The organism is Actinoplanes palleronii (assembly GCF_016862315.1).
GTDB classification, from domain to species: Bacteria; Actinomycetota; Actinomycetes; order Mycobacteriales; family Micromonosporaceae; genus Actinoplanes; species Actinoplanes palleronii.
The window spans coordinates 18,787-44,689 of record NZ_BOMS01000152.1 but is presented as its reverse complement, the minus strand read 5'-3'; the positions used below and the strand labels follow the sequence as shown (position 1 = coordinate 44,689).

Below are 25,903 nucleotides of genomic sequence, written 5' to 3'. Positions count from 1 at the left end.
CTCGGGCGTCGCCCCGCACCTCACCTTCTCCCTCGCTCATCCCCATCGGAGTGTCCTACACCCATGCCTGCAGATCTCACCACCGGTCGCGCGAGGAACCTCGCGCTCGCCTTGCTGGCGTTGACCCAGTTCGTCGTCGTGATCGACGCGTCGATCGTCAACGTGGCGCTGCCCTCGATCGGCACCGCCCTGCACATCTCCCAGGACCACCTTTCCTGGGTGGTCAACGCCTACGTCCTGGCCTTCGGCGGGTTCCTGCTGCTCGGCGGTCGCCTGGCCGACTTCCTCGGCCGCCGGCGGATGTTCGTGGCCGGCATCGCGCTGTTCACGATCGCCTCGCTGCTCGGCGGATTCGCCCAGAACGAGACCTGGCTGATCGCGGCCCGGGCGCTGCAAGGCCTCGGCGCGGCGATCGCCTCACCCGCAGCCCTGTCCATCGTGACGACCACCTTCGCTGAGGGCAGCGAGCGCAACCGGGCCCTCGCCATCTGGGGTGCTGTCGCCGGCGCCGGTGGCGCGGCCGGTGTGCTGCTCGGCGGCGTGCTCACCGAGTACCTCGGCTGGGAATGGGTGCTGTTCGTCAACGTCCCGATCGGGGCGCTCATCATCTGGCAGGCACCCAAGCGTCTCACCGAATCGACCAGCGGGGCACAAAACCGGGCCTTCGACCTGCCCGGAGCGGTCACCGTGTCCGCCGGACTGGCCCTGCTCGTCTACACCCTCGTGGACGCCGACAAGGCCGGCTGGACCTCGACCACCACCCTGCTGCGCGGACTGGGCGCACTGGCCCTGCTCGCCGCGTTCACCGTCATCGAGTGGCGCTCGCGCAACCCGCTGTTGCCGTTGTCGACGTTCTCCCTGCGTACGCTGCGCGGAGCCAACGTCGTCGGTCTGCTGGTCGGCATGGCCCTGGTCTCGATGTTCTTCCTGATCACCCTCTACCTGCAGCAGGTGCTCGGGTTCAGCGCGCTGGCCGCGGGATTCGCCTACCTGCCTCTGTCGGTGTCCATCATCGTCGCCGCGACCGCGGCCTCGACCCTGGTCACCCGGCTCGGGTTCAAGCCGGTGCTGATCGCGGGCCTTGCGTTCGTCGCTCTGGGACTCGCCTGGTTCTCCCAGGTGCGCCCGGACGGCTCGTTCGCCGTGGACGTGCTCGGCCCGTCGGTGCTCGCCGGACTCGGCCTCGGCCTCTCGTTCGTACCCCTGACGATCGCCGCGGTGACCGGAACCACCCCGGAGCAGGCCGGCCTCGCCTCCGGGCTGATCAACACCACCCAGCAGATCGGTGGCGCGCTCGGCCTGGCGATCCTCGCCTCCATCGCCAACTCGGCGACCACCGACGCGCTCACCTCCGGCGTACGGGACCTAAAGGTCGCCCTCACCGACGGGTTCTCCGACGCGTTCCTCGTCGGCGCCGGCTTCGCCGTCGCCGGCATCGTGCTCGCCGCCGTGCTGATCTCCAACCGGGACAGCCGCGAACACTCGCAGGCCGCCCAGTGCGGCGAGGTCACCGTACCCGCGGTCTGACCCGTGTACCGGCGGCACAACAATGAATCCGGACCGGCACACAGCAGGCCACACTTCCGGCGACGAGGAGAACACCGCTATGACGCAGGACGACCCCACCGCGGGCGCCGCCGTCCCGGACGGCGAGGGTGGCCCCACCGCCCACCGCCGCCCGGGCCGTAAACCTGACCCCGGCCGCGACACCGAGATCCTAGACGCGGCACTGCAGGTCCTGGCGGAGGTCGGCTATGCGGGTATGACGATGAGCGCGGTGGCGGCAAGGGCCAAGGCCGGCAAAGGCACCTTCTACCGTCGCTGGCCGTCGAAGGCCGAACTGGTCCTCGACGCCGTCGGGCACATGAAACGCAGTCAGGCCGACCTGGACCGGCTGCCCGACACCGGCACCCTGCGCGGCGACATCCTCGCGCTGTTCAAGCCGGCCTCCGTCGAGGAAGGCGAGTACCAGCTCACGATCATGGCCGGGTTGGCGTCGATGCTCAGCCAGGACCGCGGGCTCGCCGAGGCAGCCAACGACGCGATCGTCGAACCGTGGGCCGCCGCCAACCGCGTGCTGTTGGGCCGGGCGATCCGCCGCGGCGAGATCGATTCCGCCGCCGACGTCGAGACCCTCGCACAGATCATCCCGTCCATCGCCGCCTACCGCGCGCTCATCCAGCGCAAGCCGTTCGACCGCGACTTCCTCATCTCCATCATCGACGGCGTCCTCCTGCCGGCGGTCCGCCCATGACCTGTTTGCGGCGGAACCCAGGCCATTCTTAGCCCCCACAAAAGGTCCGGTAGCGGGAGGGGTCGAAACTCGCGGGTACCAAATCCAACGACGATCAAAGCGGTGCCAGAAGACTTGCTCTGGCGCAGAGACGGTGGTCGGGGTGACTGCGCGATGCCGAGAGGGTGGTCGTTGAGCTGGGTGTCCCGTCAAGGGAACGGTCATCGGGACACCAGCGATCCGTTCGGCTGGGGGTGAGCGGCAACGTAGGTCGGCTCAGTTCTGGCATCGCTGCGTGGCTCGTGGGTTGAGGTCGATGATGGGGGGCGCGAAGCGGCTGTCGATGACGTTGAGTTGATGAGTGCGGAGCGCGCGAGATTCGTGACGCTGCTGGCCCGGTCTGGTCGTTCAGAGCAGGGATTTCTCCAGCGGTGTTCGGATCGACGGGGTGACGACCGTCCCGTCGAGCCGCCGCTGGAGTTCCGCGGCAGCCAGGTGAATGGTTGATTTCGCGTCGGTGCCCCGGTCCAGGCGGATTGACGTTCGCACTTCACCGGTGGTTGCCACGGCCCAGGAGCCGATGATCTCGCCGTTCCACCACAGGGTCGGGCCGATGTTGCCGGCCGTGTCGAAGATCTCGCGCCGGTCGATGCTGAGGAACCACTCGCGTTCCTTCCATCCCATCGGTGTGGAGTCGAGCGAGGGCAGAAGGGCGGCGTGCGGCGGGGAGTCGGGGATCTCGAGATCGGGCTCACCCAGCATCAGTCCGGTACGGCCGTGGAGGTCGACGTCGATGGTCGGCAGGCGCGACAGGGCGCGTGTGGTCGTGGTCTTGTTCCACCCCGTCCACCACTGCACATCGTCCGCAGTCGCCGGCCCGTACCGCTCCAGATAGCGTCGCGCGAGCGCACGCTGTGCATCAGCTTCGCTTGTCGCCTCGAAATCGTGTGGCCACCAGGCCGCCGCGGGCTGCCAGAGGTGATTCCTCGACGTCCACGCTCCGGTCGGTACACCGCGGACGATCAACCCGTTAGCACTCATGATGGTCAGCAATGGTGACGTGACATTCTGTCGAACCTCCGACGGTGATCCTGGAAGAATCACCGTCGTCAAGCCTGGAACCCGCGCCGACAGTTGAGCACCGGTGGCGGACCCGGCATCGACGAGTGCGGCCATCGTCTGCTTCTCCACATCGGCGAGCCAAGCGTCCAGGTCGCCCTCGATGGGCGGTTCAGCGCCGTTGCGCCGCAGCCGGCTGAGCAGCTGTCGGCGCAGCGTCGCCGCTAGCGGTGTGCTGACCGCGGCCTGGATTCCGGCGATTTCCGAGGTCGGGAACACGAAAAGGGTGCGGCGCATCGCCATCCAGCGCACCATGCTTCGCCGTGCGTACATCGCGTCGACGATGTCCGCGATCGTGGTCGTCCTGCTTCGTGCGAGGACGGACAGGAACGGTGTGGCCGGGTCGGTCGCGTGCAGCCCGATGAGCGTGGCAGCGACCTCGTCGGGACCGGTAGCGCCCCCATGCAGAAGGTGACGGTGCGCAATGACAAGGCGACGTTGTTCGGGCGTGATGGTGAGCAAGCGGTCCTCCATGGTGAGCTGCGGCACCCTGACCAGGGCCTTCTCGTAAACGATACTTGCGCATATCGAGATGCTGGCGTATCGTTTTACTCATGAGTGAAGCAGACGACGAACAGACGGTGAGCACCCCCGCCGCGGCACCTCACCGCCCTGGTCGCAAGCTCGACGTCGCCCGCAACGCCAAGATCCTCGACTCGGCACTCGAGGTGCTCGCCGAGACCGGTTATGAGGGCATGACCATCGACATGGTCGCCGCCCATTCCGGTTCGGCCCGCGCGACGGTCTACCGTCGCTGGACCACCAAGGCCGACCTTGTCGTCGACGCGGTTCGCCACATGAGCGCGTCCGACACCGCACAGCTCACTCTGCCTGACACGGGCACCCTCCGCGGCGATCTCATCGCGGCCATCATCCCGTTGAGCGTCGAGGACCAAGAGCGGCGCATCAAGGTGCTTGCGGGGCTGGCCACGCTGGCCAAGACGGAACCGCGCCTCGCCGGCATCGGTGGCGGTGCGGGTATCGAGCCATGGGTCGACGCGGCCCGAGTGCTTCTGCAGCGTTCCATCGACCGGGGCGAGTACCCCGGCGCCGACGTCGGCACGCTCGCCCTGGTCATGCCGATGATGAGTATCTGCCGCGCCGCCGTGCAGCAGCAGCCCATCACGCCCGAGTTCACGCTGTCGCTCATCGACAGCGTGATCCTGCCCGCGATGCGCGGCGCCCAGCTCACCTGAGCTGCCCGAACACACAACCTCCGTTTCCCGTTTCAGCCAACCCCATCAGAAGGAGCTCTCATGAGCGTCACCACGACCACCCACATCAACTTCCGCGGCCAGGCGCGCGAGGCCCTCGGCTTCTACGCGACCGTTTTCGACGGCACTGTCACGGTCGCCACCTACACCGACATCCACCAGGTCACCGACCCGGCCCAGGCCGACAGTGTCGCCTGGGGCCAGGTCGAGGGGGCCAACGGGTTCCGCGTCATGGCCTACGACGTCCAGACCGCCAAGCCGTTCGACCACGGCCAGAACTCCTTCTACATCGCCCTGCGAGGCACGGACGCGGCGGAGATCCAGACGCAGTGGGACCGTCTCACCGAGGGAGCCGAAATCCTGACCCCGCTCGCCCCGGCGGTCTTCGCCCCGCTCTACGGCATGCTGACCGACCGCTTCGGCGTCACCTGGATCATCGACGTCACCGCTCCCGCACAGGCGTAACCACCCTCGCAGGCGGGGTGCTTTCCGGCACCCCGCCTCTGCTATACCCCCCCGCGGACTTCCGACCACCGTCACAGAAGAGAACTCATGTCGTCACCCACCCTCCAGAACGAGACCCGGATGTCCGGCTCCGTGCCGGATCACCGCTGGTTGATCCTCGCCACCATCGCCGCGGCCCAGCTCATGGTCGTCCTGGACGCCACCGTGGTGAACATCGCCCTTCCCTCGGCCCAGGCCGACCTCGGCTTTGCGGATTCAGGGCGTCAATGGATCGTCACCGCATACGCGCTGGCCTTCGGCGCCCTTCTCCTGCTCGGCGGCCGTGTCGGCGACATCATCGGCCGCAAGCGGATCTTCCTCGTCAGCGCACTGATCTTCGCGTTGGCCTCCCTCGCCGGCGGCGCCGCCCCGACCTTCACCGTTCTCGTGGTCGCCCGAGCCGTCCAGGGCATTGCCGCCGCAGCACTCGCCCCCGCCACCCTTGCCACCCTCGTCTCGACATTCCGTGACCCCCGAGAACGCGGTCAGGCGTTCGCCGTCTACGGCATCGTCTCCGTGGTCGGTGCGGCCGTCGGTCTGATCATCGGCGGATTCCTCACCCAATACCTCTCGTGGCGGTTCGCTCTCTACATCAACGTCGTCTTCGCGATACCCGCATTCATCGGTGCTCTCGCCTATCTCCGTCGTGAACACCCGCCAAAGCGGCAACCGCTCGACCTCGCAGGCGCATGCACCGTAGCTCTCGGTCTGGTGGGCATCGTCCTCGGCTTCTCGCAAGCCGGATCCGCCGGTTGGAGTGCCCCGTCGACTCTCGTTTCCCTCACCCTCGGCGTCATCTTTTTGGCGGTGTTCGTGCTCGTCGAACGACGCACCGCGCATCCGCTGCTCCCGCTGCATGTGATCACCGACCGGATGCGCGCGACGTCGTTCGGCGTCCTCGCTCTCGTCGGCGTCCAAATGTTCGCCGTCTTCCTCTTTCTCTCCTACTACTTGCAGGGGGTGAAGGGCTTCAGCGCGTCGACGTCCGGGCTCGCCTTCTTGCCCTTCATCGCCTGCATCATGATCAGCGCCAACCTCGTCGGCACCAGGTTCCTGCCCCGATTCGGGCCGCGCATCGTCCTGCCGGCGGGGATGCTCCTCGGTGTCATCGCGATGCTGATCCTCAGCACACTCACGCCGACCACCCCCTACGCCGCCGGGGTCCTGCCCGGCCTGATCGCTATGGGGCTCGCCCTCGGCGCTGTCATGGCCCCGGCCACGAACGCCGCCACGATCGGTGTCGCAGTCGCCGACTCCGGCGTGGCATCGGCCCTCGTGAACACGATGCAACAGGTCGGCGGGTCGATCGGAGTCGCGGTCTTGAGCACCGTCGCGGCCTCCGTCACGGCCTCGCGCTCACGATCCGGCCACGAACATCTCAGCGCAAGCAACCTCCTGGCCGACGCCGCAACGCACGGCTACGTCGCCGTCTTCCTCCTCAGCGGCGGCCTGTTCCTGCTCACCGGGATCGTCTGCGCCACGCTCTTTCCCGACAAGACCGAGTACCAGCGTCGAGAAGCGAACCTCGACACCTGACCCGCCCGACATCTCATTCACGCTCCTACGACAGGACTCTCATGCCCCACAGCAAGCTCGTCCAGAACGGCTCCTCCAGCCTGATGCACCGCGTCATCAGCAATGCCATGCGACCCATGGGCTTCAACAAGCAATCCACCGCGAAGGCCAAGGCCTACGTCCTCAAGCGTGACGCAAAGGCCACTCCGGTCGTCCCACCCGCCAAGGCTGTCGCCGGCCTCGACGTAAGCCAATCCGATGAGCGGGGCTTTCCTATCTGGACCCTCCGCCGCAAAGCCGGCGCCGGCGTGCCCCGCAAGGCGATCGTGGCGATCCACGGCGGCGCTTACGTCACCGAGATCAACGCCATGACCTGGGCCTGGAACGCCAGTTGGGCCCGCGCCGATGACGTCGACGTGATCGTGCCGATCTACCCCCTGGCACCCCACGGCACCGCCGGTCGCATCGTCCCGATCGTCGCCGACCTCATCGCCGACCTCGTCCGTGAGCGCGGTGCGGACCTGGTCGCTGTCCAAGGCGACTCCGCCGGTGCCGGCCTCGCTCTGGCGGCCGTTCAGGAGGTGATCAGTCGCGGCGTGGAAAGCCCGGCGCGCGTCGTGCTGATCTCACCCTTCCTCGATGTCACTCTCAGCGACCCGCGCAGCCACACCATCAACGACCCCTTCCTCAGCATCGACGCTCTGCGCGAGTGGGGCCGCCAGTGGGCAGGTGAGCTCGACCCTGCCGATCCCATGGTGAGCCCGATCAACGGTTCGATGGCCGGCATTCGAGGCCTCGCGGTCTACTCGGGCACCATCGACCTCCTGTGCCCCGACACCTGGCGCCTCAAAGACGCTACAGAGGCGCTCGGTATCGATGCCTACTACGACATCCGCACCGGGCTCTCGCACGGCTGGGCCGGATTCTCGTTCATCCCCGACGCCAAAAGTGTCGCGCCGATCATCCAGCGGCAACTTCTCGGTCGGTGAGCCGAAGGCCGAAGCGCCCAGCCCACCACCGGACACGATGTCTCCCCTGCCTACGCCCCGCCGCCACGAGCGGCTGGGCCTACGACAGGGACTGTCCGGAGAGCGCCCGCCGCAGCCGCTCGAGAGCGAGCGCGGGTAAGAGCCCGCTACGGCTCCAATGGGCGTAACGCGCATCAGATGCAGGAGTGGCGGACATTCACCAGATCAGGCGAGCCATACAAAAGATTGGCAATGCCCGTCGTACGATGCGCTTCAGCGGTAGTGATCGCTCTTCTGACGGGATTCCCGAGGGTTGGGGAAGACGGCGGTCACGTCCCGGCCCGTACGGCTGTGGACCCGCCACCGCCCGCCGGCGGCGGTCACCCCGGCGCGCATCCCTTCGTGCTTGATCTCCGCCGCCCAGCCCGCGCCCACCGGCACCGCACCCGCGGTGGCCAGCATCGGGTCCGTCACGGGAGGTAGTCCGGCAGCCGCGCGCATCTGATGATCGTCGAGCGGCCACCGCCGGGCGCGCAGCCGAACGCGAGAACCTCAGCCCGCCACCGCGCCCCACCCGGCTCCCGCTGTCGGCAGCCGACACCGCCCGGGTCGCCGACCCGCTGTTCCGCTTGCGCGACGGGCAGGGCAACCCTTGCACCGTACGACCGGAAGTGAGGAGTCGGTCGCCACCATCACGATCTTTCATGGAGAGCCGCAGGCCGACTACGGCCTGCGGCCCGCCGTCGCGTCAGTAGTGGATCTCGAGAGCGTTGGTGAGGTCGGTGACGCCCGGTGCCGACCACGCTGCGCGTTCTACCTCGCGCCGTTCTGCCCAGGAATGCACGGTTCCTTCGAGCATGACATGGCCGGCGTGGTTGACGTTCACCGTGATGTCGCGACCTTCGGCCTGGGCGGTTCGCACCAGCGCGGCATTGATGACCGCCTTGACGTCGGTCGGCGATGCGACGGGCTTGAGTGTGATGGCGTTGAAGACCTGGAGGACACCTTTGAGGTGGCGGACGGCTTCTTCGGCGGCCTCCCGCTGGTAGTGCCAGGCAACCTCGCCATTGAGGGTGATGACGTGCTTGTGGACAGTCGCCGTCACTGTCTCGGCCGGGACAGTGACCGAACGGGCGAATGCCTCGCCGGCTTCCCGCGCGATGTCGGTGTCGTTTATTCCTGACCAACTGTTGCGCACGGTGATGTCCTCCGCCACGGCGGTGACCCCGCGTACGCGTAATGCCGCGTGTTCCGCGAGTTGTTTCTCGGGCCAGCTATCCACCTCTCCGGACAGGGTGACCGCGCCGTGGTTGACCGCGACTCCGATGTTCGTGTCACTCACACCGGGGGTGCTCCACTTCAGTTCGTCGGTCACCGCGGCCTTGAGTTGTTCATCGGTCCTGTGCAGTGTCTGGGTCATGGCTTTTTCCTTTTCTCTTCGACATGAGGTTGCGGACAAAATCTGTTTCATTCCTACGGATTCGGTCGCGGTGTCAGCGCAGGCGAGAGTGCCGGTCCGAACGGAGTCGCGCAGCCATCAATGCGGTGAAAACGGCGATCGGTAATGCCCGTGCCGTCATGGCGGAAATGGCGACATGTGCACCATGGCGAGGACGTTCGGTCGCGTTCGCCTCGTCGAGGGGAATGCGCGGCGGCGGGTCGGTGGCCACCGGGGACCAGAGCGGCACATCGACTGTACGCCCGCCGGGTGGTGCCGCGCTTCTCGTCAGCGCAGCCCGCATCGCCGCAACCGTTCGAGCCGGCCAGAGCCGTCGCGGGAGGTCGGCCGGACGGCGCGGATGCCGGCCCGGCCGAGTCGGAAGAGGTGTAGTGCTGAGCGACGGCGCGGGACAGGCGTAGGGTTCGGATGGTTGCTCCGGACCCTGGTGGCTGACTTGTCGCCCCGTGGCAGGAGCTTTCATGCCGACGAGATCGCAGCTGTCCTCGTGTGCCGCTCACCTCATCGAATCCGGCGGCTCGCCGGGGCGTGTGATGGCGAGGCGCTGTCCGCGGCGTGGCTGACGACGACCGCACTCGAGGTGGCGGTCCTGTCGTCGAGCGCGACCATCGAGGTCCCCGCCACCGTGGACGGCTTGCACACCCCACGGCTGTCCACCGGCCGGCCATCGAGCGAGTCGGCGACCGGCGCACCCACCCCACCATCTGATCTACCCGAGGAGGACCTGGTGAACAAGAATCTCGATCGCGGCGATCTGCCGGAACTGCACATCCCGTCCATCAACGAGGATCTGGCTCGGCAGGGTGAATGCGGCCGGGTGCATCTGCCCACCGGAGACACGTGCACGTTGCGCAGACATCATGACGGCTCGTGTCAGTTCGTGATGCTCGGGAGTGGGCAGCGTCGCTGACGGTGTGCCGGAGGCCCTCGCCGGGCCAGGAGGGCGCTTGAGCGGGCGGCCGCCGTGCTGCTTGTGGTCCGCTGTGGCGAGCCGGCCGGCTACGTGGGAGGCCCCGTCGGATGAACGGTGAGGATGCTGAGCGTCCCGGTCTCCTTGAGCATGCGCAGGAGGAAAGCCGGTGGATCGGTGAACTCCAAGCAGCAGCCGCTGCTCAGGGCTGCCTGGCTGAGCAGGATGAGGACAGCGAGGCCACCGCAGTCGATGAACCTCACCCCGGCGAGGTCGACGGCGATGTGGTGCGGACGTCGTGTGCGGAGGGCGTGGAACAGCTGCGCCCGGAGTTCTCCGGTGTTGTTGAGGTCGATCTCGCCGGCGACGGCGATGTGGACGATGCCCGCTGCCGGGTTCGTCGTCTGCAGGCTGAGCTGAGCGGGTGATGACACCCGCGGCGTGATGGACATGGGGTCCTCCGGACTGGTGACTTCTGCTGGCAAGGGCGATCGAGCAGGGTCCGGACCCGTCGTCATGAGTCAAGGTGTGGCAGTGCCGATGCGTCCCGGCGCGGGCGGTAGCTCTCGACAGCCGCACAGCGGGAGGTTTCGGAGCTGGTCAGCGTTGCTGTGGCGTACCCGGTACCGCGCTGGCTCTCACTCGGCTGCTGGGGGATGCCGGATGGCGCCGGGCCGGGCCGGTTCGAGGCGATGCAGGGAGAAGATCGCGGAACGCAGTTCGCGGATGATCGTGTCGGTGTCGTCGATGGCGGTCATGATCGTGGCCTGGGCGGTGCTGTCGTGCAGGCGAGCAGCAATGCCGTGCAGGTCGATGCCGAGCTGGGACACGCGGTGCAGCACGTGGTGGTGCAGGTCGTCACCGATCTGCTGGCGATCGTCGCTCAGCCGCAGCTGCACATTGTCGTGTCGGGCCAGGGCCAGTTGCATGACCAGAGCGGCGTGGCGGGCGTAACCGCCGAAGAGCTCGAGGTCCAGGGCGTCGAAACGGGGAGCGGCGCGCTGGTTGCACACGAACAGCACACCGGTGACCGCAGCGTCGTTACGCATCGGCAGCGCCACGGCCGGCCCGACTCCGTCGAGAAGCTGTCCGTCGGCGCGGGGTCTCGCGTACCAGTCGGCGACAACAGCGGGTCTACGGTCGGCGAGCGCGTCGGCGTAGACGGATCCTGCGGTGGAAAAGGTGGTACCGATGCTGTCGGTGTAGACGCCGCCGCCCGCGGCGACCAGCAACATGTCCGGTTGCCCTGCGGGTACGCAGACGCACACTCCGGCGGCGGACGATGCGCTGGTCGCGTGGACGACGATCTGCGGCAGCGCGAAACCGACCGGATCGTCGTTGCCCAGCACGGCGGTGGACAGCTCCGTCATCGCGGCCTGCCACTGCTGGCGTCGGCGAGACTCGTGCAACAGCGCTGTAGCGCCGCCGGCGACTGCCGCCAGCACCGTCACCAGTTCTTCGTCGTCGGCCGGGAATGTCTCGGCATCGGCATTGCCTGCGGGGTACGGACTGCCGGACGCGGGTGCCCCGATCTGGATCGGAACACCGGGAAACGATGGCGCCGGTGCCTGGCGGGCAGGGAATTCGGCCGAAGGCAGCTGTCCGGCGCTCACCGGACTGCCGGAGTACGTGTGACCGGGAGCAGGCCCACGCTCTGCCGAGGTATCCGCACGGTGGGTGCGGGCCGGTGTGGCCACGGTGATGACGCTGCGATGTGGTGTGCGGTCGGTCATGGCTAACCCCCAGGCGGATGGAACCCGGCCCGGGGTCTGGAGGCAGGAGGCATGTTTCGCGCGGAGGGTGTTCAGATCCTGCTCCGGCGGAGCGGCGCTACTCCTTGGACGTGATGCTACGCCCGATGTCGCGTGGTGGTGTGGGCGCCGGGGGACGCGGGGGCGGTCCGCTCGGATCCGCGATGGCGCGTTGCTGCAGTAGTCCTATCGTGGCGACGTCGGCCATGGCTCGGCCGATCCGCAGCTTCTCCGCGGGGAGCGCGCCGGTGCGGTGTCGAAAAGGTTGAGGGTGTTCGGTGAGGCCGTGCAGGAAGTCGATCACGTCGAAGTCGTCGACGAGCGTGTCGGCCAATGTCACGAGTGCGTCCGCCAGGTGGGTTTCGGACACGCCATTCACCCTCGTCATGCGGTAGGTCGTTCGGTGGATCGAGGTGAGCAGGTCCAGGGCACCTGCGCCGCCGGACCCTGGCATATGCGGCCCGGCCCGGCCGGCGGGCTACCGTCGGGACGGATGCCCGGACCGAGGAGCGTTGCATGGTGAACCTGTCGTTGACGGCCGCGGGGGAGCAGCACATGGCCTGGTGGTGGCAGACCCTGATCGGCGCCGGTGTCGCGCTGCTGGTGGTCTGGCTCGCTCTGCTGATCGCCCTGTTGGTCGCGCGGCCTGGTCGAGCTCAGCTCAAGGAAGCTCTTCGCCTGTTGCCCGATCTGCTGCGGTTGTTGCGTCGTCTCGCCGCCGATCAGCGGTTGCCGCGCGGTGTCCGGATCCGCATCGGCGTGCTCCTGGCCTACCTGGCGTTCCCGTTCGACCTGATCCCCGACTTCATTCCCGTGCTCGGGTATGCCGACGATGCCATCATCGTCACCGCGGTCCTGCGGTCCACGGTGCGCCGGGCCGGCGTCGACGCGGTCCGCCGGCACTGGCCCGGGACCGACGAGGGCTTCGCCGCGCTCAGCCGCCTCACCGGCCTCGGCGGCCTCGGCGGGTGAGGCGGCCGGCCGGCTGGCTGGCGGGTGAGGCGGCCGGCCGGCTCACCCCACCTTGATGATCACTTTGCCGGACGTGTGACCGTTCTCGACGGCGGCGAGGGCGGCCGGAGCGTCGGACAGCGGATGCACCGCGGTGATCGCGGGAGTGAGGACGCCGTCGAGGGCCAGCCGGGCGGTCCGCTCCAGGTTCTCGCGGTCCAGGCGCCGCTCGACGAAACGCCCACCGATCTCGGCCACCGACATGTCATCCACGGCGATGACGGTGCGCGGATCCTTGGCCAGCGGGGCGACCGCCCGCAGCGACGTGCCGCCGACCAGGTCGACGATCCCGTCCACGCCGCCCGGGGCAAGCTCGCGGGCCGCGGCGACGACGTCCCCGGCGGTGTAGTCGACGAACCGCACCCCGACGGCCTCGGCGGGTTCGCGCTTGGCGGTGCTGCCGATGCCGATCACCCGCAGGTCGCGCTCGGCGGCCAGCCGGGCGACGAGCAGGCCGACCCCGCCGCCGACGCCGTTGACCAGGATCGTGGCACCGGCCGGGAGGCCGAGCTGGTCGAGCGCATCCACCGCGGTCGTCCCGGCCACCGGCAGCGTCGCCGCCACGGCCGCGGACAGGCCCGCCGGGATGCGCGCGGTGTTCGGCGCGGACAGCACCGTCGTCTCGGCGTAGGTGCCGCCACCGGTGAGCGCGAACCCGAAGACCGCGTCACCCACCTCGAGCCCCTCGACACCCTCACCCCGGGCGAGCACGGTTCCGGCCGCCTCCATCCCCAGCACCAGGGGAAACGGCCGTCCGCCGTCAAGACCAGGGACAAGACCTGAGCGTACGAGGTGATCAAGCGGATTCACGCCGGCCACCTCGACCCGGATCAGCACCTCGCCGCTCCCGGGGACCGGGTCGGGACGCTCGAAGAGCTCCTGGACCTCGGGCCCGCCATAGCTGCCGAATCCCCATGCCTGTCCCATTTTTTTCCGCCTCCGCGTGACCGGCCCGGACCGTTCCGGGCTCTGCAGCGATCCTCACTGCTGACACCGATGTGAAGGGCAACCGCCTGAGTCACGCGTCACAGCATCAGGCCGCCGGTGTCACCGGCTCCGCAGCGGTGGACAGCTCCGCCCAGTGCCGCCGGTTGATCCCGATCAGCACGTCGAGCGCATCCCGGGTCTCGACCAGGTGCGCGATGTCGGCGTCGATCCGGTCGCGCTCACGCGTCATCGTCACGAACGCCGACGCGGTGACGCCCGGGTCACTCGGGACATCCACACACGGCAGCACCGACGCGATCACCCGGCTGGACATGCCCGCGTCGAACAGCTGCCGGATCAGCGTCACGCGCGCGACCTCGGCCTCGGAATAGTGCCGCTGCCCGGCGCCGGAGCGTGAGCTGCTCAGCAGTCCCTGCTCCTCGTAGTACCGCAGTGAGCGCGCGCTCACACCCGTACGCTGGGAAAGCTCACCGATCCGCATCCCCGCAAGGCTACGCGCGGTCCGGGGTTGCCTGTTGCGCAAGGCGCCGAACGGGGCGGCGCACATGGCGAGGATGCGGGAGGTGGAGGTGTGTTGGCCTCCATGGCACGGATTGCCACGTTTGAGTGCTGTGGCCGGGGCGGGTGAGGGCGTAGCGTCGGTGGTGAGTGTCCCCTTCGACGTGGCGGAGAATGTTCCCGCCGGGGGGGGTAAGTGGCCGGCGGTCGCGGGTAGCCGAGGGTCCGACGCGGCGGCCGGCGTGGACGAAGACGAGGTCCCGCGGTCATGACAGACGAATATGCGGCCCGCCAGCCCGGTGTCGACGGCACCGGCCGGCGTGGTGACAGCCGGGTGTGGGAGTTGATCGGTACCCACGGACCCGATGTGGCCGACCTGTGCCGGGCCGGTGCGGTGCTCCTGCCCGACATTGCGGGGCTCGGTCTGTCGGCCGGGCCCCGCAATGTCGGCCCGCCGGCCGGGTCGGTGCCGCAGACCCGGTTCAGCAGCGATGCGGCAAGCGCCCGGCTGGAGTCCGCGCAGTACAGCCTGGACGAGGGGCCGTGCCGCGATGCCGCGGGGATGCGCCGGCCGGTGCTGGCCGCCGATCTGCGGATCGAGCCGTGGGCGCAGCGGTGGCCGCGATTCACCGAGGCTGCGCTGGCTGCCGGTGCCCGGGCGGTGTTCGCGCTGCCCCTGCACGCCGGCGCGGTGCGCCACGACGGCGCCGTCGACCTGTACCGGCGTACCCCTGGCCCGTTGGACACCCAGTATCCGACCGCGGTGGCGTTCGCCGCGGCAGCCGCCGAGTTGCTCACGCTGGAACGTCTCGGCCTGGACTTCACCACGGCGTTCGCCGCTGCCCGCCGGGGCCACCACACCCTCGGCCGGCCCGCCGGCGCCCCGGCCGATGCGCGCGTCGGGCTCGACGCCGAGCCGCCGGCCGTGCCGCTGGCCCGCTGGTTCAACCGCCTCACCCTGGCCACGGTCCGCTCCCACGTGCGCGCGGTCAGCACCGCCGCCGGGCTGTCCGACCAGGACGTCGCCCGGTTCGTGCTCGCCGTGCACGAGGCGATGCTCAACGCGGTCAACCACGGTGGCGGCTACGGGCAACTGCTGCTGTGGCGCCGCGACGACCGGCTGTGGTGCGAGATCAGCGACCACGGTCCCGGCATGGACATCACCGCCCTGCCCCAGCATCCCGGCATCTCTCCGGACACCGGCACCGACCCGGACCCGACTGACCGGCACGGCCTGTGGTTCATCCGCCAGGCCTGCACCAGTCTGGACATCACCACCGACATCACGGGTACCCGGATGCTGCTGAGTTACCGGCTTGAACACGCCTCTTCGCCGTGACCACCGTCAGTACCCGGCCCGGTCCGGCCGTCGCCCGCCGCCGCACCACCGGGGCGCCATCCCAGGGCAGGTGCCGCACATGAGCGACGCCGGCCCGCGCCTCGTGCTCGTCGCCACCCCCGCAGCCGCCGATGCCGGCACGGTTGTCGTGACGGTGATCGGTGACCTCGACGCCACCACGATGGCGGCATTTGATCACCAGCTGGCCGCCATCCTCGACAGCCATCCCCACCACCGTCACCTCGACCTGGACCTGTCCGCCGTCGGCTTCTGCGACCTGACCGGCCTGCGCCTCCTGCAAACCTTCGACCCCGACGGTGCCGGGCAGCGCCATCACCCGACAGCCCGGATCACCGGGGCCGGCACCGCCGTGCAGGTCCTGATGCGGCTCTGCCGGATCCCCACCCTGCTCGGCTACCGGCCACCCACCGGACCCCACCGGCGCTGACCTCTGCCGCCGCACGCGGCCATGGTCGTCGCCCTGCCGTAGGGGCCGAGACGCTGGACTCCCGCTCCGACGTGGATCGTTCCGCGTGCATCGACACCCTACGATGCGAGCCTCATGCGAAAGGGGCTCTGCATGCACCTATCAAGATCACGCCTGATGGCCGCCGGCATCGCCGGTATCACTCTGGTCGCGGGTGTGTCCGTTCCCGCCGAGGCGGCGTCCCCCGCCAAGGCATCCACGGCCTCGGCCGAGGCCGCTACGGTCCAGGCGACACCGGCCGGGGCCGCTACGGTCCAGGCGACACCGGCCGGGGCCGCTGCGGTCCAGGCGACGCCGGCCAAGACCAGCAAGGCCGAGCGCAAACGGGTCGACTCGGTGCCCACCCCGAAACTCGGGTGGTACAAGTGCTACGGGATCGCCGAGTGCGCGACCGTGAAGCTGCCACTGGACTACGACAAGCCGAAGGGCGCGAAGACCGAGATCGCGGTCCTCCGGGTCAAGGCCAAGGACCAGAAACACAAGATCGGCAGCCTGTTCGTCAACCCGGGCGGCCCGGGCGGCTCGGCCACCTCGTTCGCGCTGGACGCGCCGTACTTCCTCAGCGAGTCGGTGCTGCAGAAGTTCGACGTCGTCGGCGTCGACCCGCGCGGCATCGGGGCCAGCGCCAACATCAAGTGCTTCCGGTCGGTCAAGGCGCAGACCGCGGTGCTGAACAAACTGAACATCGCCTTCCCGGTCGGGGCGAAGCAGGAGGCGACGTACCTCGCCGGTGCCAAGGCGCTCGGGAAGGCCTGCTCGACCACCGGCAAACCGCTCTCCGGCGCGATGTCCACCGCCGAGGTCGCCCGGGACATGGACGTCGTCCGCCGTGCCGTCGGCGACAAGAAGCTGACCTATCTCGGCTTCAGCTACGGCACCGCGCTCGGCGAGTACTACGCCAACATGTTCCCGGACCGGGTCCGGGCCCTCGCGATCGACGGCAACCTCGATCCGCGGGCCTGGGTCGGCGCGGGCTCGGCCGGAAATCAGATCCTGGACGCCCGGCTGCACTCGGCGAACGGCGCCTACCGCGCCCTGAAGGAGATCTTCAAGCGGTGTGACCAGGCCGGCGAGAAGTACTGTGCGTTCGCGGCGGGTAACCCGGAGGCGAACTTCGCGGCAATCGCCACGAGCCTCAAGGCCAAGCCGGTCGTGGTGAGCGACGAGAGCGGGACCTACACGATCACCTACGCCGACTTCGTGGGCGCCGAACTCAGCATGCTCTACTCGCCGTACGCCGGCGAGAGCACCATGCAACTGGCGGCGGACGTCGCCGCGCTGATCAAGGGTGGGTCCTCGTCCGCGGTGTCGACGGCACGAGCCTCGGTGCTGCACCGCATCCGGACCGCCCGGGCGACCGGGTACGACTTCCCGTACGACAACGGCTTCGAGGCGACCATGGGCGTGGTCTGCACCGACGGCACCCACCCGAAGAACGTCGCGAGCTGGCCGGCTGCGACAACCGTCCGGGACCGGCAGGCGCCGTACTTCGGGAAGGCGTGGGGATACATCGACGTCCCCTGTGCCCGCACCACCTGGACGGTGCGGGACGAGGATGCGTACCGGGGGCCGTTCACCAAGCGGACGTCCGCTCCGGTGCTGCTCGTCGGGAACTTCTGGGACCCGGCGACCAACTACGACTCGTCCGTGGCGATGAGCCGGCAGCTGCCCAACTCGCGGCTGCTGACCAGCGACAACTGGGGGCACACCGCATACGGGACGGGGACCTGCGCGACCGGCGCGATCGACAGGTACCTGCTCAGCGCCGCGTTGCCGGCCAAGGGCAAGGTCTGTGCCGCCGAGCACCAGCCGTTCACCGAGCCGATCGACCCCGGAGGCGACCCGGCGACCGCGACCACGATGAGCGCGACGGCCGGCAAGCGGCTGCCGCCGGTGGTCGCGCCGCAGCCGGTATCGATCCTCACCGGCCGCCGGTGACGATCGGCTGACCCCGACGGTGTGTGAAGTTCCGGCGAGCTCCACGCCGGAACTTCACACACCCGGGATCGGGCGGCCCTGGTGGGCAGACACCGATGTATACGGTGAGGCCATGGACACGGTGCGTGGGACAGGACGTTCGAACGGACCATTCTGAGTACGCGGCGGGCGGGCGCGCCGGAGGCCTCGGTGAACACCATGTCGCGAACCGGGCGCTGCGTCGCGGCCATCAGCGCGGCGGCGCGCCGTAGTCCTGCACGTAGATCGCGTAACAGGTCAGCCCCAGCTGGTACAGCAGCCCCGACGTCAGGTCGGTCAGGGCGTCGAAGGTGTACGCGAACTCGTCGGCGCCGGGCGCGATGACGTGGTAGCGATCGGCCAGGGCCGGAATCAGGTTCCGGTGGAATGGCGGTTAGACGTGGATCGCGCGGACGAGCAGTTCCTCCTGGAGCTGCTGAACACCACACCCGTCGCCGACGGCGTCGACCTCGACGAACTCGCCGACACCGACGCCGGCCGTGCGTGGCTGAGGGACCGTGGCCGAGACGCCTCACCCGAGGAGTGGCGAGCCGTCCGCGCCGCCCGCGACGATCTTCAAGCGGTGGTCCGGGGCACTGCTGAACAACCCGGAGTGCCGCCTCTTCCTGATCGACCACAGCAAGCCCAACAGCGCCCGCTGGTGCTCGATGGCGGTCTGCGGAAACCGCGTGAAGGCCCGCCGCCACTACGACCGCGTCCGCCAGTCCGCAGCCGGCGAGCCCCGCAACTGAGCCTGTCGATGAACGCCTCTGACCCGTGGACGGATATCCCGACACGCCCTGCCATCCTGGTGGGATGCGGCCTGGTTGAGGATCCAGCTACATGCTCGGCTGGATACGCTAACTCCGATCAGGCGTGATCTCGAGATATGAGCCTGCGGCCGCAGGCGAGGGGATGTCAGGTGTACATCAAAGAGATCAAGCTGCAGAGCGTGCGGGGTTTCCATGACGCCCGCGACGTCTCGCTTGACCTCACCCGGCCGGACGGCACTCTGGCTGGGTGGACAGTCCTTGCTGGCCGCAACGGCTCGGGGAAAACCTCTCTGCTGCGGGCTGTCGCTCTCGCCATTGGTGGCCCTGGTGTAGCTCGTAACCTGGTCACCGACTTCGCGAGCTGGGTGTCGGTAGGTAAACCACAGGCCATCGCCGCGGTACAACTGACCAACGAACCGGATGTCGACAGCTTCGGGGCAAAAGGCCGTCCGCCCGGAGCGCCGTTCTGGGCCGGCTTGAGCTGGAAGGTTTCCGAGGAAGACCTCTTCCGCGTACGCGACAGGCAGCCGTCGATCGGTGAGCCGGAACTCGGGCCGCACGGGATGACGGCAGCCAGACGGGGGCCATGGTCCGATAATCCAGCGGGCTGGTTTTGCGCAGCATATGGCCCGTTCCGTCGCCTTGCCGGTGGCTCAGGAAACGCGCAGCGCTTGATGCTCAGCCGCGGTCCTGCCGCGCGGATGGCGAGTCTGTTCGAAGAGGAGGCATCACTCGCTGAAGGTGTCAGCTGGCTCATCGAGCAGCATCTGCGATCGCTGGAGAACCGCGCCGGGGCGACCGAGCTCAAAGAGGCCGCGCTCGCCGTCCTCGGCGATGGCCTGCTGCCCGACGGCTACCAGATCCAGGAGGTCAACTCGGACGGCCTCTGGGTCCAACGGGGCAGCCACCGGTTCCCGCTCCGCGAGATGAGTGATGGATACCGGACCGTCGCCGCTCTGGTTGTCGACCTGCTGAAACAGGTCCACGAGGCATACGGAAGCCTGGAAGTCACCGACATCGGCGGGCTGACCGCGGTCCTCGCACCCGGTGTGGTGATCATCGATGAGGTTGATGCGCACCTGCACGTGTCATGGCAGAAACGCATCGGCGGCTGGCTCAAGCAGCACTTCCCGCGGACACAATTCATCGTCACCACGCACAGTCCCTACATCTGCCAATCCGCTGACGAGAACGGGCTCATCCGCCTGCCCGGACCCGACGAAAGCAGCCCGCCACAGATCGTGGACCAGGATCTGTACGAGCGGATCGTCTACGGCAGCGGCGACGACGCCGTCATGTCGGAGCTGTTCGGCCTGGACACGCCGTACTCGGAGCAGGCAGTCAAGCTACGCCGGGAGCTGGTGGACTTGGAGACAACAGTCATCACCGGCGAGGCCGACGAACCTTCCGTGCAGCGCTACTTACAACTGCGCGAGTTGCTCACCAGCTCACCCACCGCCCGGGTCGGTGAAATCGCCGCACGGCTGGTGTCGGATGCGGAGCAACTCCGCCCGTGATCCCGATCCGTCGCGAGTCATTGCCAGCTGACGTCGGCAACCGGATGACGACTCTGACCGACCTCATCGAGGCCGCCGCCGCGGATACCCGGACCGCGACGGCGCGGTCGCTCTGGCGCAGAACAAGCACCCGGACGAACGTAGTCGAGCCGCTGCGTACTGTTCTGCAGACGATGGCCCCGGGGATCGAACGCTGCATGTACTGCGGAGATAGTTTCGGCACGGACATCGACCACCACGAGCCACTGACGCGCAATCCGCTGCGCACGTTCGACTGGCTGAACCATCTTCTGGCCTGCTCACATTGCAACAGTCACCACAAACGTGAGCTGTTCCCCGTTGACGAGCACGGACAGCCGCTCCTGATCGATCCGACAGCCGAAGACCCGTTCGAGCATCTGACGCTGTCATTGTCGGCAGGCGAGTATCGAGCGCTGACGGAGAAGGGCCGCCACACCATCGAGGTGTTCGGCCTGAACCGCTATCCTCTGGCGCGAGCACGACAGAACGTCTACGAGGTCGTCATCCTGTGCCTGCGAGCATGGCCCGGCGCCGTGCGCGGCGAAAACAACTATCGACCCGCCACGCTGCTGCACATGATCCGGCAACAGCCGTGCGCCGACGTCTGCCAAGCGATGCTGCGCCAGGTCGAGCAACCCGGCGCAGCCGTCATCTTCGCCGGCCTACCGGAAATCGTGAAAGTGCTCCGTGACCGGGAGGTTCGTAAGGCCCTGCTCGTCACAGGTTCATGAAAGACGGGGTGCCGCGGTGGTGCGCCGCACGACCAGGGTCGGTGACAGGGTGATCTGGGCGGTGCGGCGGTCGCGCTGGCCGATCCGGTCGACCAGTAGGCGGGCCGCGTTCGCGCCCATCTGCCGGCCGTCCTAGTCCACGCTGGTCAGCGAGATCGGCCCGAACGCGGCGAGGGCGCTGTTGTCGTAGCCGGCCACCGACATGTCGCCGGGCACCGTCAGACCGGCTTCGGCGATCGCTTCCATGGTGCCGAGCGCGACGACGTCGGCGCCGGCGAAGATGGCGGTGGGGCGCACCGGGCGGGCCAGCAGCTGCTGGGCGCCGAGATAGCCGCCCTGCTGGGTGGGGCAGTCGATCGCGGACTCCCCGATGGCCGGCAACGGCGCACTCAAGACCCCGTTCTACGACTGGGGTTACACCGGCCGCTTCGGCGACGAGATCAACTGGGGTGACGCGATCATCCTGGTGCCCGGTTTCTGCGCCGGCTCTACGGCGACACCGAGACCGCGGCCCGCTACTACGCGCCGATGGTGCGTTTCGCCGACTACATCGCCCGGCAGAAGGCGGTCGGTCACCTCGTCGACGCGGCCCTGGCCGACTGGGTGTCGGCCGAACCGGCGACGGCCCGCGTGCCAGCGGCGGCACCATCGGCATGGCGCCGACCGTGCGTACCGGGAAATGGTCTTCCGGCCGAAGGTGGTCGGTGACCTGACCTTCGTCAAGGGCCACTACACCACCCCGCAGGGCACCGCCCGCAGCGAGTGGACGCGCGTCGGCGACCGGTTGCGGCTGACCGTCACCGTCCCGCCGAACACCGCCGTCAAGATCTGTATGCCCACCCTGGGCGGCCGGGCGGCCGGGTGGCCGGTACCCCGCACCGCGCGACGTTCCTGCGCACCACCGACGGCTACGCCGTCTACCAGGTGCCGTCCGGCACCTACACCTTCAGCATCACGTGACCGTCGTGCGCCCGTCGAAGGAGGTTTGATCATGGACATTGGCATGACCCGCAGAACCCTGATCGGAGGGTCGCTGTCGGTGGCCGCCGCGCTGAGCGTGCCGCTGCCCGCGCAGGCCCACGGCACCCGGCACAGCGACGAGGCCGCGACCCGGTACGGCCGGGTGCGCGGCCGGCGCGAGGACGGCATCGTCAAGTTCCTCGGCGTCCCCGTCCGAGGACTGCCTCTACCTCAACGTCTGGACCCCGGCCGCCGACCGCAGACGCCGGCCGGCGATGTTCTACAACCACGGCGGCTACATGATCGGATCCGGTTCGGCCACCGGGCAGGACGGCACCCGTCTCGCGCAGCGCCACGACGTGGTGGTCGTCGAATCCCACCACCGCCTCGGCCTGCTCGGCTACCTGTTCCTCGGCGACCTCACCGGCGGTGACCACGCCGCCAACCAGGGCATGCTCGACATCCTCGCGGCGCTGCGCTGGACGGCCGAGAACATCGCGAACTTCGGCGGCGACCCGGACAACATCATGGTCTGGGGTGAGAGCGGCGGCGGCGCCAAGACCGCGGCCGTCTACACCATGCCGGCGGCTTCGCGGTTGTTCCACAAGGCCTCGATCGAGAGCGCCGCTCCGCTGCGGTTCCCCCGCCGCGCCGGTGCCACCAACCGGGCACGGCGGACCTTGGAGCTGCTCGGCTTGACCGCCCGCGACACCGGCAAGCTGCACGACATCCCGGCCGCGCGGCTGCTGGAGATCCAGCAGTCCGAGGCCGCCAACGGCGTCGCGCCGTGGGGCGACCCCGACCCGGTGCTGCCCGGCTTCGGCGCCTTCGTCGACGGTCACGTCATCCCGCGGCACCCGTTCGCCGACGGCGCCGCGCCGTTCTCGGCCGGCAAACCGCTGATGGTCGGCACTTGCCGCGACGAAACGGTGTTCTTCAGCCTGTTCGGCCCGCCGGACATCTTCCGCATCGACGGGGCCGGCCTGCGCAGCCGGTTGAGCGGCACCTACCAGGGCGCCGAACTCGACCGGATCATCGACACGTTCCGCAAGTCACGGCCGGACGCCACCCCGGCCCAGTTGTACTTCGCGATCACCACTTCACCGATCTGGCGCGACGCCATCAAGATCGCCGAAGCCAAGCAGGCGCAGCGCCGCGCACCGGTGTACATGTACCATCTCGCCTACCCTGACCCCACCCTCGTGCCCGGCATGGACTTCCCGCTCGGCTCACCGCACGCCGCCGACATCCCCCTCAAGTTCACCACCCTGAGCAGCGACGCGGTGCCGGGACGGCAGGACACTTCCCGCCACATGAGCGCGTTGTGGGCCGGATTCGCTCGCACCGGCCATCCCGCCGCGCCTGGCGCCCCGCATTGGCCCGCCTACACATCGAAGTCGCGCGCCACGATGTGGATCGATGCGGAGTGCAAAGTCGTCCATGACCTGGACAAGGCCGAGCGTCTGTACTGGGAGGACCGGCGCCCGTGAGGTGATCGTGGCCGGATTGCCGGGCCGGACAGGACGTCCGGCCCGGCAATCGTGTCAACGTCGAGTGGCGGCAATCATTTCAACGTCGAGTAATAGCTGGCGAACCCCTCTTGTTCGCAGTCCTGCATCCAGTGAGCCTTGCTCCCGGTGGGCATGACGTCGATCGACGACAACTCGCCGTCCTGGAGGACAGCCTTGATATCGTGGTCGTTGAGGCACTTGATGAACGCCTCCATGTGGTCGGCGTAGGCCGGGTCGAGCCGCCTGGCAGGGTCCCGCGCAAATTCGGGTTGCTTCGATGCGCAATTCTTCTTGAGGTCGGCCCGCACCTTGTCGGACAACGGGCCCCAGGCGTCCGAAATGTTGGCGGGATCGATTGTGTACCCGCCCTTCATGACGGCTGCCTTGGGGAGGCCGTTCGTCAGCAGGCAGGTGGTGAAGACATCTGCCGCCCGTGTGATCTCCTCGTCGGAGGCGTCGAGCCGGATGAGGGGGCGCTCCGCTGATACCGCCGTGGCCGAGGCGGCGGCGGACGGCTGCTGGATGCTGGCGACACCCGTGGTGGCCTGGGCGCCGGACGAGGAATCGGTCGTGGCAGCGCTGCTGCAGCCGGCGACGAGAGCCAGGCAGACGGCGGCGGTGACAGCCACGGCCGCGCTCCGCGAACGAGAAACTCCGATGATGGACATGCCGGAATCCTCACCGAGCAATGTCAGCGAACTGTCGAGACCTCTAACCGGGTCACACCGGTGCTTGGCGGGCCTGGGGCAGGGTGATGGTGAAGGTGCTGCCGACGCCGAGCCGGCTTGTCGCGGTGATGTGGCCGTCGTGGGCCTCGATCAGTTTGCGGGCGATGGCCAGGCCGAGGCCGCTGCCGCCGGTGGTTCGGCTACGGGAGAAGTCGGCGCGCCAGAAGCGGTCGAAGATTCGTGGCAGGTCGGCGGGTGCGATGCCCGTTCCGGTGTCCGCTACCTCGATGACGAACTGATCGCCGGTTGCGGCGGTTCGTAGTGTGATGACACCACCGTTGTCGGTGTGCCGGATGGCGTTGGTGACCAGATTGCCGACGATCTGGCGCAGCCGGACCGGGTCCACCGACAGCTGCGGGTCGACGGTGAAATCGGTCGAGAGGCGGATGTGCTGAGACTCGGCGATCCTGCGGTGTGCATCGGCGACCTGCGTCAGGACGTCGTTGACGTACACGTACTCGGGATAGAGCTGCAGGTCTCCCGTGTCCGCGGCGGCCAGGTCGCGCAGATCGTCCACCACACGTTGCAGCAGGGACGTCTCCTCGAGCAGTACATCCAGCAGCTTTGCGTCGGTCGGTGTCATACCGTCCTGGGCGGCCTCGATGGAGCCACGGATGGTGGTCAGCGGCGTGCGAAGTTCATGGGCCAGGTCGCTCACCAGGGCTTTACGCTGCGCCTCCAGGGTTTCCCGCCGGTCGAACAGATCGTTGAGGGCCACGGCCAGGTAACCGATCTCATCGCGGGCGCCGACCGGGACCCGGCTCTGCTGCTCGACCGGGCGGCGGACGGACGCGGTGAGCCGCCGCAGCGGCCGGACCAGACGGGTGCCGACCAGGAGGGTGACCGCCACCGCGATGATCAGCACGAGTCCGGTGCCCACGGCGATCCGGATGACGTTGGGACGGGTCAGGCTGATCGAGGTGGCCGGCGCACCGGCCTCGTGGTCAGTGATGAAAAGTAGTGCGGCCGGCGCCACGTAGGGGGTGAGCTGCACCTGGCGAGCGGATTGCAGGCATCGCTGGATTTTTTCCAGGCTGACGCCGCGAGGCAACGGCACACCTTTGCTCAGCACGGCGAACTGCTGATCGACATAGATGGAGCCCGGCACCTTCTGGCCCAGACAACTGCCCATCAGGCCCCGTAGGGTCCGCAGTGCCTTCACCTCGGTCGGTGTCGGGTCTTGCAATCCGTTGGATTCGCAACCGGCACCGAAGGGGTCCGGGGTCACGACGGGACGGCCGCTGGGCGTGTGTGTCAACCGCGCATTGACGTTGCTCTTCACGCACGCGAGGGACTGGCGGGCGTAGTCGTCCAGTTCCTGGCGCTCGCGAGTGGGGAGCCGGTACGGCCCGACCGCGCGAGCATCGATGGTTGCCTTGCCCGCATCGTTGCTGTCGGGGTTGACCCGGAGCGGGTCGACGACGGCCGACGGCCGGGTAGCCTGCAGGCTCGGCCCTGCCGACGAGTCGGCGATCGGCTGGCGGTCCCGGGTCAGCAGGGTGACCCGATGGCCGGTACGTCTGCCCAGGTCCGCGACGGTGGGCGAGACATCGTCCCAGCTCGAGTGGGTGGCGGCGAATCCGATCAGCGTGTCGTAGATCAGCGTGTCGTCGGCGAGCGAGCGACCTTGTTGCTGCGCGATGGCCCGGGTCGTCGTCCTGGCCGTGAACCAAGCGGTCGCCGCGATCGCAGCGATGGCTATCAGGATCGACGTCGCCAGCAGCCGAATGATCAAACTACGATGCCACGG

Annotated in this window: 26 protein-coding genes and 2 pseudogenes; 16 read left to right on the top strand and 12 right to left on the bottom strand. The window is 68.5% G+C overall.

Going from position 1 to position 25,903, the window contains the following annotated elements; translation table 11 throughout:
- The first annotated feature begins 63 nt into the window (after nucleotides 1-63).
- Nucleotides 64-1,527, top strand: a complete 1,464-nt coding sequence (locus Apa02nite_RS43660; RefSeq protein WP_203830364.1) for an MFS transporter — start codon at nucleotides 64-66, stop codon at nucleotides 1,525-1,527.
- A gap of 79 nt (nucleotides 1,528-1,606) precedes the next feature.
- Nucleotides 1,607-2,254: a TetR/AcrR family transcriptional regulator gene (locus Apa02nite_RS43655; protein WP_203830363.1), complete on the top strand. Its 648-nt coding sequence runs from the start codon at nucleotides 1,607-1,609 to the stop codon at nucleotides 2,252-2,254.
- 387 nt (nucleotides 2,255-2,641) lie between these two features.
- On the opposite strand, the gene Apa02nite_RS43650 is transcribed toward Apa02nite_RS43655, so the two are convergent.
- Nucleotides 2,642-3,814: a winged helix DNA-binding domain-containing protein gene (locus Apa02nite_RS43650; RefSeq protein ID WP_203830362.1), complete on the bottom strand. Its 1,173-nt coding sequence runs from the start codon at nucleotides 3,812-3,814 to the stop codon at nucleotides 2,642-2,644.
- Between the two features lie 92 nt (nucleotides 3,815-3,906).
- On the opposite strand from Apa02nite_RS43650, the gene Apa02nite_RS43645 reads away from it, so the two are divergent.
- The 4 genes from Apa02nite_RS43645 to Apa02nite_RS43630 all read left to right on the top strand — a co-directional run bounded on the left by Apa02nite_RS43645 (nucleotide 3,907) and on the right by Apa02nite_RS43630 (nucleotide 7,574).
- Entirely contained in the window at nucleotides 3,907-4,548 is a 642-nt protein-coding gene (locus Apa02nite_RS43645) for a TetR/AcrR family transcriptional regulator (RefSeq protein WP_203830361.1), read from the top strand.
- Nucleotides 4,549-4,608: 60 nt separating this feature from the next.
- A complete protein-coding gene (locus tag Apa02nite_RS43640; protein WP_203830360.1) occupies nucleotides 4,609-5,031 on the top strand; it encodes a VOC family protein in 423 nt (140 codons plus the stop codon).
- 87 nt (nucleotides 5,032-5,118) lie between these two features.
- Nucleotides 5,119-6,606: a DHA2 family efflux MFS transporter permease subunit gene (locus Apa02nite_RS43635; RefSeq protein ID WP_203830359.1), complete on the top strand. Its 1,488-nt coding sequence runs from the start codon at nucleotides 5,119-5,121 to the stop codon at nucleotides 6,604-6,606.
- Between the two features lie 41 nt (nucleotides 6,607-6,647).
- The gene (locus Apa02nite_RS43630; protein ID WP_203830358.1) at nucleotides 6,648-7,574 is read left to right on the top strand and encodes an alpha/beta hydrolase fold domain-containing protein; all 927 of its coding nucleotides are present in this window, start codon (nucleotides 6,648-6,650) and stop codon (nucleotides 7,572-7,574) included.
- 252 nt (nucleotides 7,575-7,826) lie between these two features.
- Here the strand turns inward: Apa02nite_RS43630 and Apa02nite_RS43625 are convergent, their stop codons facing one another.
- Together Apa02nite_RS43625 and Apa02nite_RS43620 are read right to left on the bottom strand one after the other, a co-directional pair.
- On the bottom strand, nucleotides 7,827-8,027 hold the full coding sequence (locus tag Apa02nite_RS43625) for a DNA ligase-like domain-containing protein (protein ID WP_203830357.1): 201 nt from the start codon (nucleotides 8,025-8,027) through the stop codon (nucleotides 7,827-7,829).
- 274 nt (nucleotides 8,028-8,301) lie between these two features.
- Nucleotides 8,302-8,973 (bottom strand): BON domain-containing protein, encoded by a 672-nt coding sequence (locus Apa02nite_RS43620; RefSeq protein ID WP_203830356.1) that lies wholly within the window; start codon nucleotides 8,971-8,973, stop codon nucleotides 8,302-8,304.
- 451 nt (nucleotides 8,974-9,424) lie between these two features.
- Here Apa02nite_RS43620 and Apa02nite_RS43615 point away from each other — a divergent pair, with 451 nt between their 5' ends.
- Nucleotides 9,425-9,922, top strand: a complete 498-nt coding sequence (locus Apa02nite_RS43615; protein WP_203830355.1) for a hypothetical protein — start codon at nucleotides 9,425-9,427, stop codon at nucleotides 9,920-9,922.
- 89 nt (nucleotides 9,923-10,011) lie between these two features.
- Here Apa02nite_RS43615 and Apa02nite_RS43610 read toward each other — a convergent pair whose 3' ends face one another.
- The 3 genes from Apa02nite_RS43610 to Apa02nite_RS43600 form a co-directional block, all read right to left on the bottom strand.
- A complete protein-coding gene (locus tag Apa02nite_RS43610) occupies nucleotides 10,012-10,374 on the bottom strand; it encodes an STAS domain-containing protein (RefSeq protein WP_203830354.1) in 363 nt (120 codons plus the stop codon).
- 186 nt (nucleotides 10,375-10,560) lie between these two features.
- Complete coding sequence (locus Apa02nite_RS43605) at nucleotides 10,561-11,655, bottom strand: GAF domain-containing protein (protein ID WP_203830353.1); 1,095 nt, start codon at nucleotides 11,653-11,655, stop codon at nucleotides 10,561-10,563.
- A 97-nt stretch (nucleotides 11,656-11,752) separates the two neighbouring features.
- On the bottom strand, nucleotides 11,753-12,043 hold the full coding sequence (locus Apa02nite_RS43600) for a hypothetical protein (RefSeq protein WP_203830352.1): 291 nt from the start codon (nucleotides 12,041-12,043) through the stop codon (nucleotides 11,753-11,755).
- A gap of 146 nt (nucleotides 12,044-12,189) precedes the next feature.
- On the opposite strand from Apa02nite_RS43600, the gene Apa02nite_RS43595 reads away from it, so the two are divergent.
- Nucleotides 12,190-12,645, top strand: a complete 456-nt coding sequence (locus Apa02nite_RS43595) for a YkvA family protein (protein WP_203830351.1) — start codon at nucleotides 12,190-12,192, stop codon at nucleotides 12,643-12,645.
- Nucleotides 12,646-12,687: 42 nt separating this feature from the next.
- Here Apa02nite_RS43595 and Apa02nite_RS43590 read toward each other — a convergent pair whose 3' ends face one another.
- Nucleotides 12,688-13,611: an NADP-dependent oxidoreductase gene (locus tag Apa02nite_RS43590; RefSeq protein ID WP_203830350.1), complete on the bottom strand. Its 924-nt coding sequence runs from the start codon at nucleotides 13,609-13,611 to the stop codon at nucleotides 12,688-12,690.
- Nucleotides 13,612-13,717: 106 nt separating this feature from the next.
- On the bottom strand, nucleotides 13,718-14,113 hold the full coding sequence (locus Apa02nite_RS43585) for a MerR family transcriptional regulator (protein ID WP_203830349.1): 396 nt from the start codon (nucleotides 14,111-14,113) through the stop codon (nucleotides 13,718-13,720).
- A 285-nt stretch (nucleotides 14,114-14,398) separates the two neighbouring features.
- Between Apa02nite_RS43585 and Apa02nite_RS43580 the strand changes: the two genes are divergently transcribed.
- From Apa02nite_RS43580 to Apa02nite_RS43555, 6 genes are all read left to right on the top strand, one after another.
- Complete coding sequence (locus Apa02nite_RS43580; RefSeq protein ID WP_203830348.1) at nucleotides 14,399-15,469, top strand: ATP-binding protein; 1,071 nt, start codon at nucleotides 14,399-14,401, stop codon at nucleotides 15,467-15,469.
- Nucleotides 15,470-15,548: 79 nt separating this feature from the next.
- A complete protein-coding gene (locus tag Apa02nite_RS43575; protein ID WP_203830347.1) occupies nucleotides 15,549-15,917 on the top strand; it encodes an STAS domain-containing protein in 369 nt (122 codons plus the stop codon).
- 114 nt (nucleotides 15,918-16,031) lie between these two features.
- Complete coding sequence (locus tag Apa02nite_RS43570; protein ID WP_239164971.1) at nucleotides 16,032-17,894, top strand: alpha/beta hydrolase; 1,863 nt, start codon at nucleotides 16,032-16,034, stop codon at nucleotides 17,892-17,894.
- Nucleotides 17,895-18,430: 536 nt separating this feature from the next.
- Nucleotides 18,431-18,664: a CGNR zinc finger domain-containing protein gene (locus Apa02nite_RS43565; RefSeq protein WP_239164970.1), complete on the top strand. Its 234-nt coding sequence runs from the start codon at nucleotides 18,431-18,433 to the stop codon at nucleotides 18,662-18,664.
- Nucleotides 18,665-18,834: 170 nt separating this feature from the next.
- Nucleotides 18,835-20,202 (top strand): AAA family ATPase, encoded by a 1,368-nt coding sequence (locus Apa02nite_RS43560; RefSeq protein WP_203830346.1) that lies wholly within the window; start codon nucleotides 18,835-18,837, stop codon nucleotides 20,200-20,202.
- A complete protein-coding gene (locus Apa02nite_RS43555; RefSeq protein ID WP_203830345.1) occupies nucleotides 20,199-20,954 on the top strand; it encodes an HNH endonuclease family protein in 756 nt (251 codons plus the stop codon). The genes Apa02nite_RS43560 and Apa02nite_RS43555 overlap by 4 nt, the downstream gene beginning before the upstream one ends.
- Here Apa02nite_RS43555 and Apa02nite_RS52145 read toward each other — a convergent pair.
- Nucleotides 20,949-21,074, bottom strand: a complete 126-nt coding sequence (locus Apa02nite_RS52145; RefSeq protein WP_275412895.1) for a hypothetical protein — start codon at nucleotides 21,072-21,074, stop codon at nucleotides 20,949-20,951. The genes Apa02nite_RS43555 and Apa02nite_RS52145 overlap by 6 nt on opposite strands.
- A 12-nt stretch (nucleotides 21,075-21,086) precedes the next feature.
- A complete protein-coding gene (locus tag Apa02nite_RS51615) occupies nucleotides 21,087-21,347 on the bottom strand; it encodes a substrate-binding domain-containing protein (RefSeq protein ID WP_239164969.1) in 261 nt (86 codons plus the stop codon).
- On the opposite strand from Apa02nite_RS51615, the pseudogene Apa02nite_RS52255 reads away from it, so the two are divergent.
- Nucleotides 21,325-21,738: pseudogene (locus Apa02nite_RS52255) on the top strand (alpha-L-rhamnosidase C-terminal domain-containing protein); the annotation flags it as partial. The gene Apa02nite_RS51615 and the pseudogene Apa02nite_RS52255 sit on opposite strands and share 23 nt — an antisense overlap.
- A gap of 397 nt (nucleotides 21,739-22,135) precedes the next feature.
- Nucleotides 22,136-23,404 (top strand): annotated as a pseudogene (locus Apa02nite_RS43545) (carboxylesterase family protein); the annotation flags it as partial.
- A 74-nt stretch (nucleotides 23,405-23,478) separates the two neighbouring features.
- Here the strand turns inward: Apa02nite_RS43545 and Apa02nite_RS43540 are convergent.
- Together Apa02nite_RS43540 and Apa02nite_RS43535 are read right to left on the bottom strand one after the other, a co-directional pair.
- On the bottom strand, nucleotides 23,479-24,093 hold the full coding sequence (locus tag Apa02nite_RS43540) for a hypothetical protein (RefSeq protein ID WP_203830344.1): 615 nt from the start codon (nucleotides 24,091-24,093) through the stop codon (nucleotides 23,479-23,481).
- Between the two features lie 52 nt (nucleotides 24,094-24,145).
- Nucleotides 24,146-25,888 (bottom strand): sensor histidine kinase, encoded by a 1,743-nt coding sequence (locus Apa02nite_RS43535; RefSeq protein ID WP_239164968.1) that lies wholly within the window; start codon nucleotides 25,886-25,888, stop codon nucleotides 24,146-24,148.
- Nucleotides 25,889-25,903 lie beyond the last annotated feature (15 nt).

Bases quoted from the DNA above. Each gene is read 5' to 3' on its own strand.
- Apa02nite_RS43660 (WP_203830364.1), top strand. From the start codon at position 64: ATGCCTGCAGATCTCACCACCGGTCGCGCGAGGAACCTCGCGCTCGCC.
- Apa02nite_RS43655 (WP_203830363.1), top strand. From the start codon at position 1,607: ATGACGCAGGACGACCCCACCGCGGGCGCCGCCGTCCCGGACGGCGAG.
- Apa02nite_RS43645 (WP_203830361.1), top strand. From the start codon at position 3,907: ATGAGTGAAGCAGACGACGAACAGACGGTGAGCACCCCCGCCGCGGCA.
- Apa02nite_RS43640 (WP_203830360.1), top strand. From the start codon at position 4,609: ATGAGCGTCACCACGACCACCCACATCAACTTCCGCGGCCAGGCGCGC.
- Apa02nite_RS43635 (WP_203830359.1), top strand. From the start codon at position 5,119: ATGTCGTCACCCACCCTCCAGAACGAGACCCGGATGTCCGGCTCCGTG.
- Apa02nite_RS43630 (WP_203830358.1), top strand. From the start codon at position 6,648: ATGCCCCACAGCAAGCTCGTCCAGAACGGCTCCTCCAGCCTGATGCAC.
- Apa02nite_RS43620 (WP_203830356.1), bottom strand. From the start codon at position 8,973: ATGACCCAGACACTGCACAGGACCGATGAACAACTCAAGGCCGCGGTG.
- Apa02nite_RS43610 (WP_203830354.1), bottom strand. From the start codon at position 10,374: ATGTCCATCACGCCGCGGGTGTCATCACCCGCTCAGCTCAGCCTGCAG.
- Apa02nite_RS43605 (WP_203830353.1), bottom strand. From the start codon at position 11,655: ATGACCGACCGCACACCACATCGCAGCGTCATCACCGTGGCCACACCG.
- Apa02nite_RS43595 (WP_203830351.1), top strand. From the start codon at position 12,190: ATGGTGAACCTGTCGTTGACGGCCGCGGGGGAGCAGCACATGGCCTGG.
- Apa02nite_RS43590 (WP_203830350.1), bottom strand. From the start codon at position 13,611: ATGGGACAGGCATGGGGATTCGGCAGCTATGGCGGGCCCGAGGTCCAG.
- Apa02nite_RS43585 (WP_203830349.1), bottom strand. From the start codon at position 14,113: ATGCGGATCGGTGAGCTTTCCCAGCGTACGGGTGTGAGCGCGCGCTCA.
- Apa02nite_RS43580 (WP_203830348.1), top strand. From the start codon at position 14,399: ATGACAGACGAATATGCGGCCCGCCAGCCCGGTGTCGACGGCACCGGC.
- Apa02nite_RS43575 (WP_203830347.1), top strand. From the start codon at position 15,549: ATGAGCGACGCCGGCCCGCGCCTCGTGCTCGTCGCCACCCCCGCAGCC.
- Apa02nite_RS43570 (WP_239164971.1), top strand. From the start codon at position 16,032: ATGCGAAAGGGGCTCTGCATGCACCTATCAAGATCACGCCTGATGGCC.
- Apa02nite_RS52145 (WP_275412895.1), bottom strand. From the start codon at position 21,074: ATGGGCGCGAACGCGGCCCGCCTACTGGTCGACCGGATCGGCCAGCGC.
- Apa02nite_RS43540 (WP_203830344.1), bottom strand. From the start codon at position 24,093: ATGTCCATCATCGGAGTTTCTCGTTCGCGGAGCGCGGCCGTGGCTGTC.